Below are 13,289 nucleotides of genomic sequence, written 5' to 3' on the forward strand. Positions count from 1 at the left end.
ATGGCTGTCCGACATTTGCATCGCGGCGCGAGGCGCGGCAACATCTGTCGTCAAACCAAGGTACAAAACGATATCGGAGACAGACCCAACGATCGCTTGCGATCGATTTTTCGGTCATGCTGATTAAGCGCTTAATCTCCGACTTCGCGCCGATTAAATCACGGAGTCGATGCAATGGCGAGCATTTCGTTACGAGGCGTGCAGAAGGCGTATGGCGACGGTGCGCCGGTGATTCGCAACGTCGATCTGGACATCGGCGAAAACGAGTTCTGCGTGTTTCTCGGCCCGTCGGGCTGCGGCAAGTCAACGTTGTTGCGCATGATCGCCGGGCTCGAAGACGTGACCGACGGCGACCTGTCGATCGGCGGGAAGATCGTCAACGACGTGCCGGCCGCGCAGCGGGGCGTAGCGATGGTGTTCCAGAGCTATGCGCTGTTTCCGCACATGAGCGTGTTCGAGAACATGGCGTTCGGCCTGAAACTCGCGAAGACCCCGAAGGATGAAATCGAGCGCAAGGTGCGTGAAGCCGCGCGCATCCTGCAACTCGAGGCACTGCTCGAGCGCAAGCCGAAGGCGCTGTCGGGCGGGCAGCGGCAGCGCGTCGCGATCGGCCGCGCGATCGTTCGCGAGCCCGGCGTGTTTCTGTTCGACGAACCGCTGTCCAATCTCGATGCAACCTTGCGCGGACAAACGCGCGTCGAAATCGCGCGTCTGCATAAGCAGTTTGCGAAGGCGAGCGTGGTCTACGTGACGCACGATCAGATCGAAGCGATGACGCTCGCCGACAAGATCGTGCTGCTGCATTCGGGCAAGGACACCGAGCGCTACGGCAGCATCGCGCAAATCGGCGCCCCGCTCGAGCTGTATCACCGCCCGAAAAGCCGCTTCGTGGCCGGCTTTATCGGCTCGCCGCGAATGAATTTCCTGCCGGGCAAGGTGGCGTCACTCGATGCGCAGGGCGTGCTCGTCACGCTCGATCACACCGGCGAGAACGTGCGCGTGCCGGTCAGCAGCGCCGGATTGCAGCCAGCGCAGCCGGTCACGCTCGGCGTGCGTCCCGAGCATCTCGAGTTCGTCGATGCAGCGGCCACGACGAATGAGGGCGTGTCGCAAGACGGCGCGCTCGCGCGCACCGTATCGCTCGTCGAGCAGCTTGGCGAACACAGCTACGTGCACCTCGATCAACCCGGTGGCGCCGTTCTGATCGCCAAGGCGCTCGGCAACACGCGCCTCGCTCCAGGCGATCGCGCGAGCCTGCGGGTGCCGTCCACGGCCTGTCATCTGTTTACCGAGGACGGTTTCGCGGCCGCGTCGCTCGAATCCGTCGAACACTACGCTTGAAAAACATTGGGGACATAGGGATGCGTCTTGGAGTCTGTTATTACCCGGAGCACTGGCCCGAGTCGATGTGGGACGACGACGCGCGCCGGATGAAAGCGCTCGGCATCGAGCAGGTGCGGATTGCGGAATTCGCCTGGAGCCGGATCGAGCCGACTCCCGGCGAATACGACTGGGGCTGGCTCGATCGCGCCGTCGACGTGCTCGGCGCGGCTGGCCTGAAGGTCGTCATGTGTACGCCCACCGCGACGCCGCCGAAGTGGCTCATCGATCGTCATCCGGACATCCTGCCGGTCGGCGCCGATGGACGTCCGCGCGGGTTCGGCTCGCGGCGTCATTACGACTTCTCGTCGCCCGCGTATTTCGAGGCGTCGCGTCGTATTTGCACGGCGGTGGCCGAGCGTTACGGCAAGCATCCGGCGGTCGCTTTCTGGCAGACCGATAACGAATTTGGCTGTCATCACACGGTGGTCAGCTATTCGCCGGCCGCGGTCGCGCGCTTTCGCGAGTGGCTGAAGGCGCGTTATCGCACGATCCAGGCGTTGAACGAGGCGTGGGGCACGGTGTTCTGGAGCATGGAGTACCGCGGCTTCGAAGAAATCGACGCGCCGGTCGGCACCGTGACCGAGGCGCATCCTTCGCATCGTCTCGACTACCGGCGCTTCGCATCCGACGAAGTGGCGCGCTACAACCGCATGCAGGTCGAGATCATTCGCGCGCATTCGCCGGGGCGGCCGGTCGCGCACAACTTCATGCAGCTCTTCACCGAGTTCGATCACTACAAGGTCGCGGCCGATCTCGACGTCGCAACGTGGGACAGCTATCCGCTCGGTGCGCTAGAAGAGCAGTGGTTCGCGCCGGACATCAAGGCGCGCTGGTTGCGCACTGGTCATCCGGACTTCGCGTCGTTCAATCACGACGTGTATCGCGGCATGTCGAAGCTGCCGTTCTGGGTGATGGAGCAGCAGCCGGGACCGGTGAACTGGGCGCAGTGGAATCCGGCGCCGCTGCCGGGCATGGTGCGGCTGTGGAGCTGGGAAGCGTTCGCCCACGGCGCGGGCTGCGTGTCGTATTTCCGCTGGCGTCAGGCGCCGTTCGCGCAGGAGCAGATGCATGCGGGCCTCAATACGCCCGATAACCGGCTCGACGTCGGCGGTAATGAAGCATCGCGGGTGGCGTCGGAAATTCACGCGGTGCTCGCCGCGAGTGCCGACGCGAATGCGTCGATCCGCTCGAAAGTCGCGCTCGTCTACGACTATGAAGCGAAGTGGTTGTTCGAGATTCATCCGCAGGGCGCGGACTTTCACTATCCGCGGTTCGCATTCGAGTACTACTCGGCTTTGCGCGCGCTCGGACTCGACGTCGATGTCGTGCCGGCCGATGCATCGTTCGATGGTTATAGCCTCGTCGTCGTGCCGCCGCTGCCGGTCGTGCCCGACGATTTCGCCGAACGTCTCGCGCGCTCGGGCGCGCAGGTCGTGCTCGGTCCACGCACCGGCTCGAAGACGTGCGAGCTGCGGATTCCGGCGAATCTGCCGCCTGGCGCATTGACGTCGGTGCTGCCGCTGCGCGTGTGGCGCGTCGAATCGATGCGGCCGAACGTGACCGAAGCGGTGGTGCTCGAACAGCAGGGCGGTGCCGCCGAGGGCTTCGCGCGACACTGGCGTGATTTCATCGACAGCGATGCATCATCTTCATTCGACGTGCGCGCGCGTTTCGCGGACGGTCATCCTGCGTACGTGCGAAGCGGCGCGTATCACTACTTTGCAAGCCTGTTCGACGACGCCTTGACCGTGCGCCTGTTCGCGCGGATCGCGCAGGAAGCGGGCCTCGAAACGCAGGCACTCGGCGACAGCGTGCGCATCAGCCGTCGCGGCGGACTGACGTATGTGTTCAACTATGGCGATCGAACCCACACGCTCGACGACATTTCCGACGACGCATTCGTGATCGGCTCCCGGGAGGTGGCGCCGCAAGGGGTAGCGGTCTACCGCTCGCAATAGAAGTCTGGCCTAGGCAATTCCACGCAGTCATTCGATATAGAAGCGACAACGACGTAAAAACCATGGAATGAAGGAGACAGTCAGGATGAAACTGAAACCACGCAAGATTCTGTTGGCGCTCGCGCTGGCCGCGGTTGCCGCGGGGACCTCGGTCGTCGGCACCGCGCAGGCGGGCACGCTCGCGCTGAACATCGCGTACAAGGGCGCGGGCCAGCGCGCGGTTTGGCAGCAGGTGGTCGACGAGTTCAAGAAGGCGCATCCCGGGGTCGACGTGAAGGTATCGTTCATCGATGAGGAAGCCTACAAGGTTCAGTTGCCGGGTTGGCTTTCGACTGTCGCGCCCGATATCGTCAACTGGCACGACGGCGAGCGTATGGCGTATTACGCGCAGCGTGGCCTGTTCGAGGATCTGACCGGCGACTGGCAGAAGAACGGCTGGAACGACATGTATGCGTCGACGAAGGAAGCATCGTCGTACAAGGGCAAGCAGTATGCCGCGCCGACCGTGTACTACTCGTGGGGGATGTTCTATCGCAAGGACCTGTTCGAGAAGGCCGGCATCAAGGGCGAGCCGAAAACGTGGGACGAGTTTCTCGACGCCGCGAAAAAGCTGAAGGCCGCCGGCATTGCGCCGATCGCGGTGGCGGGCCGCGATGCCTGGACGCTGGCCGGCTGGTTCGATTATCTCGATCTGCGCCTGAACGGCAATGCGTTTCACCAGAAGCTGATGGCCGGCGAAATTCCGTACACCGATCCGCGCGTGAAGAAGGTCTATACGACGTGGAAGCAACTGATCGACGACGGCTACTTCATCAACAATTCACTGTCCTACGATCTCGACGCGGTGCAGCCGTTCCTGTTCCAGGGCAAGGCTGCCATGATGCTGATGGGGACGTTCATTGCGGCGGGTTTCCCGGAGAACGTGAAGCCGCAAATGGGGTACTTCCAGTTCCCGATCATCGACTCCAAGGTGCCGACCGCCGAGGATGGACCGGTCGAATCGCTGCATATTCCGTCGAAAGCGAAGAACAAGTCCGATGCGCACACGTTCCTTGCGTTCGTCGAGACGCCTCAGATCGGTGCGCAACTCGCAAAGGGACTCGGCTCGTTGTCGGCGAACAGCAAATCGCCGGAGCCTGAAGATCCGATTTCGAAGATCGGCTTCCAGATCCTGTCGAACACGAAGGGCGGCATTGCGCAGTTCTACGATCGCGACATGACGAAGGAAATGGCCGACGAGGGGATGAAGGGGATGCAGCAGTTCGTCTCCGATCCGTCGAAACTGGACGACATCCTCGCGCAGCTCGAGCAGACGCGTCAGCGTATCTACAAGAAGTGAGCGGCGGCGGCCGCAAGGCCGCTGCCCGATGCATCGGATTGGATCGGGAGATTGATCGTGTCGCATTCCGTCAGCCGTCATAGCGTCGACGGTCCTGTTGAACCCGGCGGCCCGGGCTTGCCGGCGTCGGGCGGTGCGCTGAGCGGCGCGTCCGTCGCGTCGCGCCGGCGCGGCCCCACGCCGACCGCACGGCGGCAGCGGCGCGCCGCGTTCCTGTTTCTCGCCCCGGCCTGCTTCATGGTGGCCGTGTACGTGGTGTGGCCGATCCTCTCGACGATCCGCCTGAGCTTCTTCAACTGGGATGGGATGACCGAGCCGACCTTCGTCGGCCTCGCGAACTACATCGAGCTGGTCCATACGCCCACGTTCTATACGGCGCTCAAGAACAACCTGATCTGGCTCGTGCTGTTTTTGCTCGCACCGCCGACGGGCCTCGCCGTCGCGCTGTATCTGAATCAGGCGGTGGCGGGCATCCGCATCGTCAAGTCGCTGTTTTTCGCGCCATTCGTGTTGTCGGGCGTGGTGGTCGGACTGATCTTTTCATGGTTCTACGATCCGACCTTCGGCCTGCTCGCGATGATGCTCGGCCACGGCGTGCCGGTGCTCGGCGATCCGCGCTATGCGACGCTCGGCATCGTGTTCGCGGCGCTGTGGCCGCAAACCGCGTACTGCATGATTCTTTATCTGACCGGCCTGACCACGTTGAACGCCGAGCAGATCGAAGCTGCGCGAATGGAAGGGGCGCAGGGCTGGTCGATGCTCTGGCATGTCATTCTGCCGCAGTTGCGGCCTACGACGTTCATGGCGATCGTCGTGACGATCATCGGCGCGCTGCGCAGCTTCGATCTGATCTCGGTGATGACGGGCGGCGGTCCGTTCGAAAGCTCGACGGTGCTCGCCTATTTCATGTACGACCAGGCGATCAAGTACTACCGCATCGGCTATTCGGCGGCGATCGCGGTGGTGCTGTTCGGCATCATGCTCGTGTACATCGTCTATCACTTGCGGCGGATGCTGCGCGCCGAGCAATGAGGAGCCGCTGATGTTTCCGATTCCAATCGACAAATGGAAGCCGGCCACGCGCCGCGCATACAAACTGACGTTGCCGATTGCACTCGTGATCTGGCTGTTGCCGATGATCGCGGTGCTGGTCACGTCCGTGCGTTCGACCGAAGAACTCAGCGAGGGCAATTACTGGGGATGGCCGAAGCACTTCGCGATGTTCGATAACTATCGCGAGGCATTGACGACGTCGCCGATGCTGCATTACTTCTGGAATAGCGTGCTGATTACGGTTCCTTCCGTAGTGGGCTCGATCGCACTCGCGGCGATGGCGGGCTTTGCCTTGGCGATCTATCGCTTTCGCGGCAATTCGACGTTGTTCGCGACGTTCGTCGCAGGCAACTTCGTGCCGATTCAGGTGTTGATGATTCCGGTGCGGGATCTGTCGTTGCAACTCGGTCTGTTCAATACCGTGAGCGCGCTGATTCTGTTTCATGTGTCGTTCCAGACCGGCTTTTGCGCGCTGTTTCTGCGCAACTTCATCAAGCAGTTGCCATTCGAGCTGGTCGAGGCGGCACGCATCGAAGGGGCGAACGAGTGGACCGTGTTCTTCAGGATCGTGCTGCCGCTGATTCGTCCGGCGCTCGCGGCTTTGGCGATCCTCGTGTTCACGTTCGTGTGGAACGACTATTTCTGGGCCTTGTGTCTGACGCAAGGCGATGACGCCGCGCCGATCACGGTCGGCGTGGCCGCGCTGAAAGGGCAGTGGACGACCGCGTGGAATCTCGTTTCGGCGGGATCGATTCTGGCGGCGCTGCCATCGGTCATGATGTTCTTTGCAATGCAGAAGCATTTCGTCGCGGGCCTGACGTTTGGCGCGACGAAGGGGTGATGCTGTTCACGCGTGGCGCTGCCGCGTAGAGAAGGGTTGCCCGCGGAAGCGGGCTTTTTTTCGGCGTGGCGAACTGCTGCTCGCACGCTGACTTCTCGATCAACGCTTTTCAGCTGACGGCGGGTTGACCCGCTGCATAACGGCATTCAACGCCGCGCGCGCACTATCGAGAGGCCGCTTGCCTTCGCCGACTTCGCTCGCGAAGTCCAAATTCTGCTACCGGTATCGCTGCTACACCTATCAACCATCGAACGAGGCCTTCCCGCCTGGTTAGGTTGGCGAAGTATTCACTCGTCGTGGAGCCGACGCATTGCTTTCGCCTCCATGCCGACTTCCTTCGAAAGTGGTTACACGATGGCCGAATTCGTGCGCTTTGTGCGTTTCAGGTTAAACGTTTTCTTTGATCTGTCGAGACCAGGGGCCATGCGAAAGATTACCAGGAATACCAGGTATCAGATGCGCGTGCCGATCCGTCGTGGCCACCAATTCGCCCGCTCGCCGCCCATCGGATAAGATACGGCCCGCCATGCATTTTTTAGAACGGAAGGAGTGGTTTCAATGATCGAACCGAGCAACGTTTTCAAGGAAAATCTCGCCAGAATGCCGGCGATCGACGGCATCGCACGCATCGATCTGGTCAACGTCAGCGGCACCGTGGTCGCCAGCATCGAGAACAAACCGGGCAAGCAGGGCTCGCTCGCGGTGTACAACTACCTGCGCGGCGCGTGCGGCACGCTCGACGCGAAGGCGGCCGAACACGGCCTCGCGCTGTTTGCCGAGCATACGGCCGACGCGCGCAACCGTCCGGGCGCGCATCCGAACGTCGACCACCTGCTGGCGATTGCCGCTGGCGGCGAGGTATTGCGCATCGATGTTGTTCCGGCAGCTTGAGGCCGCTCAAAGTCTTTTCCGCGCCCGCAAGGTAGACGTTTTCCTGCCGCTGCCGCGAATTCCAACGCCCCGGCGACGGGATTTGCGGGCCACCTGCGCTAATTGCTCCGTAAAAACCCTCGTTTTTCCCGAAGCCCCGGATTGGCTTCAGATTCGGCTTCTGTTCGGTGAATTGAAACGCGGGGGGCGGCGCACACTGGATTCGTCCCCCCGCGTATATCGCGCTTTTCCGTCAGGAGCCCCGGATGTCTTCCCGTCACAGCAAACCCCGCCGGTTCGACGCCGACCTGCCGGAACTCACCACCCCGGAACGGGATCAGCCGACACCGGGTCCGGACGCCCCCGCGATGCGCGAACTGCTACGCCGTTCCGAAGCCATCGTGCGTCTCGCCACGCAGGCACACGCGGCCGTCGCCCGAAGCGACGAAGCGGGCGCGCAAGCCGCGCGCCAATTGCTCGAAACGCAGTTGACGTTCACGACCGCCCTGATCGATGAGCTGCTGTTCGGTGCGCCCGAGCGGTCCACGCTGCATTGACAGCCTACGCGGCAGCATCACCGTACTAACCCGCAGTTCCGGAAACTGACATGAGCGCTTTGACCGTCATTCTTTGCATCTGGGCCATGGTCGCGTTTTGCGCGGTCCTGTTCATCCGCGGCGCGAATCCGCGCGTCGAGCGTGAGGCGGAGCTTCCGCGAGCTCGTCCGTCGCGCTATTCGATCGCCGAGTAACGCGCACGACCAACGACGCGGAACCAACGGGGTAACATGAGGAGCGCCGGCACCACTGCCGGCCGGCACCGACGATGTTCCCCACGGAGGTTCCCGTATGGACACACATTCAATTCTCGGCATGCTGCATGCCGAAGAGGCTTTGCTGGTCTCCATCGTGCGGTCGCTGCCCGACGATATCAAGCGCAGGATCGCCAACGACTTTCACGAGCAGGCGCAACTCGCCGAAAGCTCGCATCTGAATCCCACCACGAACCGCGAAACGAGCGACGCGTTCAAGGCCCATGTCCGACGGCTATCGAACATGCTTGCTTCGTTGTCGTAACCCGGTCGACGTCCGCGCGGCCGAGTCGAATATTCCGGCTTGTTCTCTCGTCGGCGCAGCGCGATTGCGCCGTCATGCCCGTCGAGCCTCAGCGGCCAAAGTTCGAGCTCGTGCCCTCGCCGCATCGCAGGCTCAATTGGGGGCAGCTTAAGGCTGACATAAGAAAGCAACCATAGGCTGCCCCGAGCCTCATGCAGCGTCTTACGCAGTGCCTGGAGATGCTGATTCAACGAAACCACCTCGCCGTGCGTGCCTTTCGCGCATGCGATGGTCGACAGTCGTTCCTGACCATGCCTCTATCCGTAGCTCGTCTTCTGCCGGGGCGCACCAGCAAAATCATTGTCGTATGTGCAATGAGCTCGGCGTGCGCCGCCTATCTTGTCACTCATGAACGCGCCGCGCGCAATGGCGAACCCGACGTGTCGCTCCTGAGCAAGGACTCGACGCAGGCCGTTGCGCGCGTGCCGATACCGGCATCGGCATCCGCACCGGTCGTGCCCGCTGCGCAAGCTCCCGCGTTCACCGTGAGGGAAGCGCCGGTCGAGCGTACATTCGCGGCGGCCGCGCAGAGCATCGGCGTCGATGCGGGCACCACAGCCATTCTGTCGCGCGCGTTTCGCGACGAGCTCGATCTGTCGCGCGATCTGCAACCTGGCGACCGCGTGAGCGCCGTATTCGACACCGGTAGCGACAACAGCAAAGACCCATCGCGCGAACCGCTCGCGGTGCGCATCATGCGAGGCTCGACCGCGCATGACGTGTTCCTTCAGAAAAATCGTCACGGCCAACCGTTCTACTACTCGAAAGACGGCGTCAGCCCAGGGCCTGCGTTCGAGCGCTATCCGCTCGACTTCACGCGCGTGTCGTCGGCTTTCTCGTTGCGCCGCTTCGATCCGGTGCTGCATCGTTGGCAAAGTCATGACGGTGTCGACCTTGCCGCGCCGGCCGGCACGCCCGTGCATGCCACCGCGCGCGGCGTAATCCGCTTTATCGGCCGTCAGGCCGGTTATGGCAACGTGATCGTCATTCAGAACCCCGCACCGTTTTCTACGACGTTCGCGCATCTGTCGCACTTCGCGAAAGGACTGCGCTCCGGCAGCCGCGTAAGGCGCGATCAGGTGATCGGCTATGTCGGAAAGACCGGTTGGGCGACCGGAGCGCATCTGCATTTCGAGGTCCACGTGAACGATGTGCCGCAGGATCCGCTCAAGGTCGACCTGCCGCAGAAGAGGTCGCTTGCCTCCGATGAATTACGGCAGTTCGAGTCGCGCGTCGCGCAATTGACCCCGCTGCTGTAAGCCGCTTGCCGTCTCAACTTTGCGACACGCCGGTCCGCATGATTCAGGCGCGCTTTCATCGCATGACGTGTCGGCTTTTTGGCTGGTACAGGTCGCAAAGCTTGGTTCGTCAATGCGCGTTCGGGTATTCCCGCGCGCGTCGAACGACGTGTGCGAGCCAGCACGAAGGCGTCGGGGCATCCCCGCGGCGTCTCATTTTCGATGCATCGCGTGCGATCAGGCCCGCTTCGAAGTGCCCCGGCAGGCATTTCTCCATACGTAGCAAGCCTTCATCCCAGCATGGCATAGCCATTGCAATGACGAATGCACAAGAACTACATATGTTGCAGCCGGAATTTCACGCAGTGAACAAATGCCGACGGCAGCAAAAGTCTCGCGATTCGCGCTCGGGGAGCTTGGCGCAACTTGCGAGGTGCGGCGGGGCCAATAGCAAACGGATGTCGACAAACAACGACGACGCGAGTGGACGATACGGCTGCATCTAACGTCCGCTCGCGATCGTGACGGCGTGAAGCGATGACCCCGCCATTTTTTCCGTGCATGCGGGGCAAGCCGAATTCGCGGCGGGCTCCCGCTAAAGGGCGCTTGCGCGCGGGCCGGCGGGCTGCGAAGATCATGCTAACGACCGCCGCATCAGGGAATTCCATGTTAGCGTCGAGCCCGTTTCCCGCATTGCTGCACCACGCGAATCTGTGGCTGCAAGCCTACGCGCTCGTGCTGGTCATGATGGGCGTCGGTGCGTTGCTCGAGCGTCGCTGGCCGGCCGCCTTGCTGCAATCGCGTGCGGGGCAGCGTTTGAACATGGCGTATGCGGGCCTGTATCTGGCGTTGGCGGAAGCCACGAAGCCGCTGACGGCGGCCGCGAGCGTCGCGATCGTCAATGCACTTGGCGGCGGGATGGTGGTGCTGGTGTCGCGCGGGTGGGGCGCGCTCGCTTCGTTCGTGATCGTGCTGCTGACGATCGATTTCCTCGAATACGCGTTTCATCGCTTGCAGCACACATGGCCCATCCTGTGGAAGCTGCATTCGCTGCACCATAGCGCGGTGGATTTCAACGTGACGATCACGTTGCGGCATCATTGGATAGAAGTGCTGCTCAAGGGCTGCCTGCTTTATCCGCTCGTCGGCGTACTGTTCAAGGTCGAGCCGTGGATCGTCGGTGCGACCTCGATCGTGTTCATGTTCGGCAACTATTTCGCGCATCTGAATCTGCGCGTGGACCTCGGCCGCTACGTCACGTGGGTCAACAATCCGCAGTATCACCGGCTGCATCACTCGATTCGCGCCGAGCATTTCAATCACAACTTCACGCAGCTATTGCCGATGTGGGATCACGTGTTCGGCACGCGTTGGGTGCCCGCGAAACACGAGTGGCCCGCCACCGGTCTCGACGATGGAACGCAGCCGAGCTCGCTGCTCGGCGCGTTCAGCTGGCCATTGGGTCAGCATGCGGCACGCGATGCGTTACCCGTTCGTAAGCCGCTTGCCGTGCTCGACAAGAAAGTGAAATAACGCTCGCTATGCGGGTTGCGCGGCGCGCACCGCGTTGCCGCCCAGCAGCGACACGATCAGCGTGGCCATCACGAGCACGCCCAGCGTCGCGCGCAGGCCAACCACGCCGGCACCGAAACCAATCAGCGGCGGCCCGACCAGAAAGCCCGCATAGCCGAACGTGGCCGCCATCGACACGCCGATCGCCGGCGTCGCGCTCGAGCGACCCGCCGCGCTGAAAATCACCGGAACGATATTCGCGAGACCGATGCCGACCATCGCGAAGCCGACGCACGCGGTTAGCACCGTCGGCAGGCTCAGCACGAGCGCGAGTCCGGCGAGCGCGATCAGACCGCCGAGCGCGACGACCTTGCTCGAACCGAAGCGCCGCACCGATGCATCGCCGGCGATCCGGCAGGCGGCCATCGAAAACGCGAACGCGGAGTAGCCGATCGCGGCGACGCTCGCTTCCTGGTTCAACGTGGAGCGCAGGTACACCGCGCTCCAGTCGGCCACCGCGCCTTCGACGAGCATGCACATGAACGCGAGCAGCGCCAGTTTCATCACGCTGCTGTCGGGCCATGCGAAGCCGCTCGACGCGGCGGCCGCGCGGGGACCGATATCGCGCAACGCGAACGACGCGGCGAAAATGATCAGGGCTGCGATCAACAGATCGGGCGCGAACAGCCCGCCCATGACGCCGACGCCGCCTTTCTGCAACATCGCGCCGCTCGCCGCGCCAAGCAGGCCGCCCGCGCTCCACGCGGCATGAAACGACGACATGATCGGCGCGCGCCAGCGTGTTTCGATCGCGCTCGCATGTCCGTTCATCGACACGTCGAGCGCGCCGTTCGACGCGCCAAGCGCAAACAGCACCACGCACAACGTCAGCATGCCCGGCGCGAGCGCGGGCAACGGCAACGCGATCGCGAATGCCGCGCCGAGCAGCGCGGTCGCGCGGCCGCTGCCGACGCGCGGCGCGAGCTGTCCCGCGAGCGGCATCGCAACGATGGCGCCGAGCGCGAAGCAGAACAGCGCGATGCCGAGCGAGGTGTCGCTGAGCGCCAGGCTTTCCTTGATGCGCGGCACCTCGACCGCCCATGCGCCGATGCCGAAACCGTTGGCGAGAAAGACGGCGAGCGTCGCGATGCGTTCCCTGACGAGTGAGTTCATGGGCGTGCCGCCATCACGTTATCGCAGACGGCCCGGAGGCTCGCGACACGCGCGTCCGGCACGTCCGCTTCGACGAACAGATAATCGACGGCCGAAACAGGCGCTACCGCGAACGGCGCCGCTGTCATGAGCTTTTCCGAGGTCAGTGCGATGGCGATCTGGCTACTCGCTTTGACCATCGCGCGTTTCAGTTCGGCGTCCTCTGCGTCGAATACGGCGACGCCTTCGTCGGGGTCGAAGGCGCAGGCGCCGAGAAAACAGAGGTCCGCGCGGATCTGCTGGATTTGCAGCAGCGCGGTCGCGCCGAGCGAGCCCGCCGCGCCGCCGGCGATGCGGCCGCCGATCAGGATCACGTCGATACCCGGGCGGTTCAGCAGCCGCGCGCAGGTCTCGGGCGAATTCGTGACGACGGTCAGGCCGGCGTTGTCGGGCAGCGCCGACGCGATCGCGACGTTCGTCGTGCCTGCGTCGAGCAGCACGATCTGCTTCGGACGAACGATCGATACGGCCGCCGCGGCAAGGCGTGCCTTGCGATCGACGGCCTCATGCATGCGCAGCGCCGCGGGTTTGTCGGCGGGCGACATCAGTAGCGCACCGCCGTACACGCGCTTGCAGTGCCCCTGATCCGCGAGATCGCGCAGATGACGGCGCACCGTGTGCTCGGAGATCTGCAGCTCGGCGGCCAGCTCGGCCGCGAGCACGCGACCGTGCGTGCGCAATCGCTCCAGAATCAGTGCTTCGCGCTGCTCGGGCAGTAGCCCGTTGATTGCATCTTCCCGGGTTCGCTGCATGGGTCTCCTCTCCGTT

The 13,289-nt window shown here is 63.2% G+C and carries 13 protein-coding genes; 11 read left to right on the forward strand and 2 right to left on the reverse strand.

From position 1 onward, the window contains the following. The first annotated feature begins 174 nt into the window (after window positions 1–174). The 11 genes from HDG39_RS18205 to HDG39_RS18255 all read left to right on the forward strand — a co-directional run bounded on the left by HDG39_RS18205 (window position 175) and on the right by HDG39_RS18255 (window position 11,330). Window positions 175–1,341 (forward strand): ABC transporter ATP-binding protein, encoded by a 1,167-nt coding sequence (locus HDG39_RS18205; RefSeq protein WP_184007358.1) that lies wholly within the window; start codon window positions 175–177, stop codon window positions 1,339–1,341. 20 nt (window positions 1,342–1,361) lie between these two features. Then, the gene (locus HDG39_RS18210; protein WP_184007359.1) at window positions 1,362–3,341 is read left to right on the forward strand and encodes a beta-galactosidase; all 1,980 of its coding nucleotides are present in this window, start codon (window positions 1,362–1,364) and stop codon (window positions 3,339–3,341) included. A gap of 85 nt (window positions 3,342–3,426) precedes the next feature. After that, entirely contained in the window at window positions 3,427–4,680 is a 1,254-nt protein-coding gene (locus tag HDG39_RS18215) for an ABC transporter substrate-binding protein (protein WP_184007362.1), read from the forward strand. A gap of 57 nt (window positions 4,681–4,737) precedes the next feature. Continuing rightward, window positions 4,738–5,712, forward strand: coding sequence for a carbohydrate ABC transporter permease (locus tag HDG39_RS18220; protein ID WP_026226330.1), 975 nt, complete (start codon window positions 4,738–4,740; stop codon window positions 5,710–5,712). Window positions 5,713–5,722: 10 nt separating this feature from the next. Beyond that, window positions 5,723–6,574, forward strand: a complete 852-nt coding sequence (locus HDG39_RS18225) for a carbohydrate ABC transporter permease (RefSeq protein ID WP_018423397.1) — start codon at window positions 5,723–5,725, stop codon at window positions 6,572–6,574. Between the two features lie 558 nt (window positions 6,575–7,132). Continuing rightward, window positions 7,133–7,465, forward strand: a complete 333-nt coding sequence (locus HDG39_RS18230) for a DUF2322 family protein (protein ID WP_184007364.1) — start codon at window positions 7,133–7,135, stop codon at window positions 7,463–7,465. Window positions 7,466–7,710: 245 nt separating this feature from the next. Continuing rightward, entirely contained in the window at window positions 7,711–8,001 is a 291-nt protein-coding gene (locus HDG39_RS18235; protein ID WP_184007365.1) for a hypothetical protein, read from the forward strand. A 50-nt stretch (window positions 8,002–8,051) separates the two neighbouring features. Beyond that, on the forward strand, window positions 8,052–8,195 hold the full coding sequence (locus HDG39_RS18240; RefSeq protein ID WP_184007367.1) for a hypothetical protein: 144 nt from the start codon (window positions 8,052–8,054) through the stop codon (window positions 8,193–8,195). A 97-nt stretch (window positions 8,196–8,292) separates the two neighbouring features. After that, a complete protein-coding gene (locus tag HDG39_RS18245) occupies window positions 8,293–8,520 on the forward strand; it encodes a hypothetical protein (protein WP_013092139.1) in 228 nt (75 codons plus the stop codon). Between the two features lie 419 nt (window positions 8,521–8,939). Next, window positions 8,940–9,818: a M23 family metallopeptidase gene (locus tag HDG39_RS18250; protein WP_311666335.1), complete on the forward strand. Its 879-nt coding sequence runs from the start codon at window positions 8,940–8,942 to the stop codon at window positions 9,816–9,818. Window positions 9,819–10,463: 645 nt separating this feature from the next. Beyond that, window positions 10,464–11,330 carry a sterol desaturase family protein gene (locus tag HDG39_RS18255; RefSeq protein WP_184007371.1) on the forward strand — a complete coding sequence of 289 codons (867 nt, stop codon included), beginning with the start codon at window positions 10,464–10,466 and terminating at the stop codon, window positions 11,328–11,330. A gap of 6 nt (window positions 11,331–11,336) precedes the next feature. Here the strand turns inward: HDG39_RS18255 and HDG39_RS18260 are convergent, their stop codons facing one another. Together HDG39_RS18260 and HDG39_RS18265 are read right to left on the reverse strand one after the other, a co-directional pair. Continuing rightward, window positions 11,337–12,482: an MFS transporter gene (locus tag HDG39_RS18260; protein WP_184007373.1), complete on the reverse strand. Its 1,146-nt coding sequence runs from the start codon at window positions 12,480–12,482 to the stop codon at window positions 11,337–11,339. Next, window positions 12,479–13,273: a DeoR/GlpR family DNA-binding transcription regulator gene (locus HDG39_RS18265; protein WP_184007375.1), complete on the reverse strand. Its 795-nt coding sequence runs from the start codon at window positions 13,271–13,273 to the stop codon at window positions 12,479–12,481. The genes HDG39_RS18260 and HDG39_RS18265 overlap by 4 nt, the downstream gene beginning before the upstream one ends. Between the last annotated feature and the right edge of the window lie 16 nt (window positions 13,274–13,289).

It is taken from the genome of Paraburkholderia lebeckiae (genome assembly GCF_014201005.1).
Classification (GTDB): domain Bacteria; phylum Pseudomonadota; class Gammaproteobacteria; order Burkholderiales; family Burkholderiaceae; genus Paraburkholderia; species Paraburkholderia tuberum.

Bases quoted from the DNA above. Each gene is read 5' to 3' on its own strand.
- HDG39_RS18215 (WP_184007362.1), top strand. From the start codon at position 3,427: ATGAAACTGAAACCACGCAAGATTCTGTTGGCGCTCGCGCTGGCCGCG.
- HDG39_RS18265 (WP_184007375.1), bottom strand. From the start codon at position 13,273: ATGCAGCGAACCCGGGAAGATGCAATCAACGGGCTACTGCCCGAGCAG.
- HDG39_RS18205 (WP_184007358.1), top strand. From the start codon at position 175: ATGGCGAGCATTTCGTTACGAGGCGTGCAGAAGGCGTATGGCGACGGT.
- HDG39_RS18260 (WP_184007373.1), bottom strand. From the start codon at position 12,482: ATGAACTCACTCGTCAGGGAACGCATCGCGACGCTCGCCGTCTTTCTC.
- HDG39_RS18245 (WP_013092139.1), top strand. From the start codon at position 8,293: ATGGACACACATTCAATTCTCGGCATGCTGCATGCCGAAGAGGCTTTG.
- HDG39_RS18240 (WP_184007367.1), top strand. From the start codon at position 8,052: ATGAGCGCTTTGACCGTCATTCTTTGCATCTGGGCCATGGTCGCGTTT.
- HDG39_RS18255 (WP_184007371.1), top strand. From the start codon at position 10,464: ATGTTAGCGTCGAGCCCGTTTCCCGCATTGCTGCACCACGCGAATCTG.
- HDG39_RS18230 (WP_184007364.1), top strand. From the start codon at position 7,133: ATGATCGAACCGAGCAACGTTTTCAAGGAAAATCTCGCCAGAATGCCG.
- HDG39_RS18210 (WP_184007359.1), top strand. From the start codon at position 1,362: ATGCGTCTTGGAGTCTGTTATTACCCGGAGCACTGGCCCGAGTCGATG.
- HDG39_RS18225 (WP_018423397.1), top strand. From the start codon at position 5,723: ATGTTTCCGATTCCAATCGACAAATGGAAGCCGGCCACGCGCCGCGCA.
- HDG39_RS18235 (WP_184007365.1), top strand. From the start codon at position 7,711: ATGTCTTCCCGTCACAGCAAACCCCGCCGGTTCGACGCCGACCTGCCG.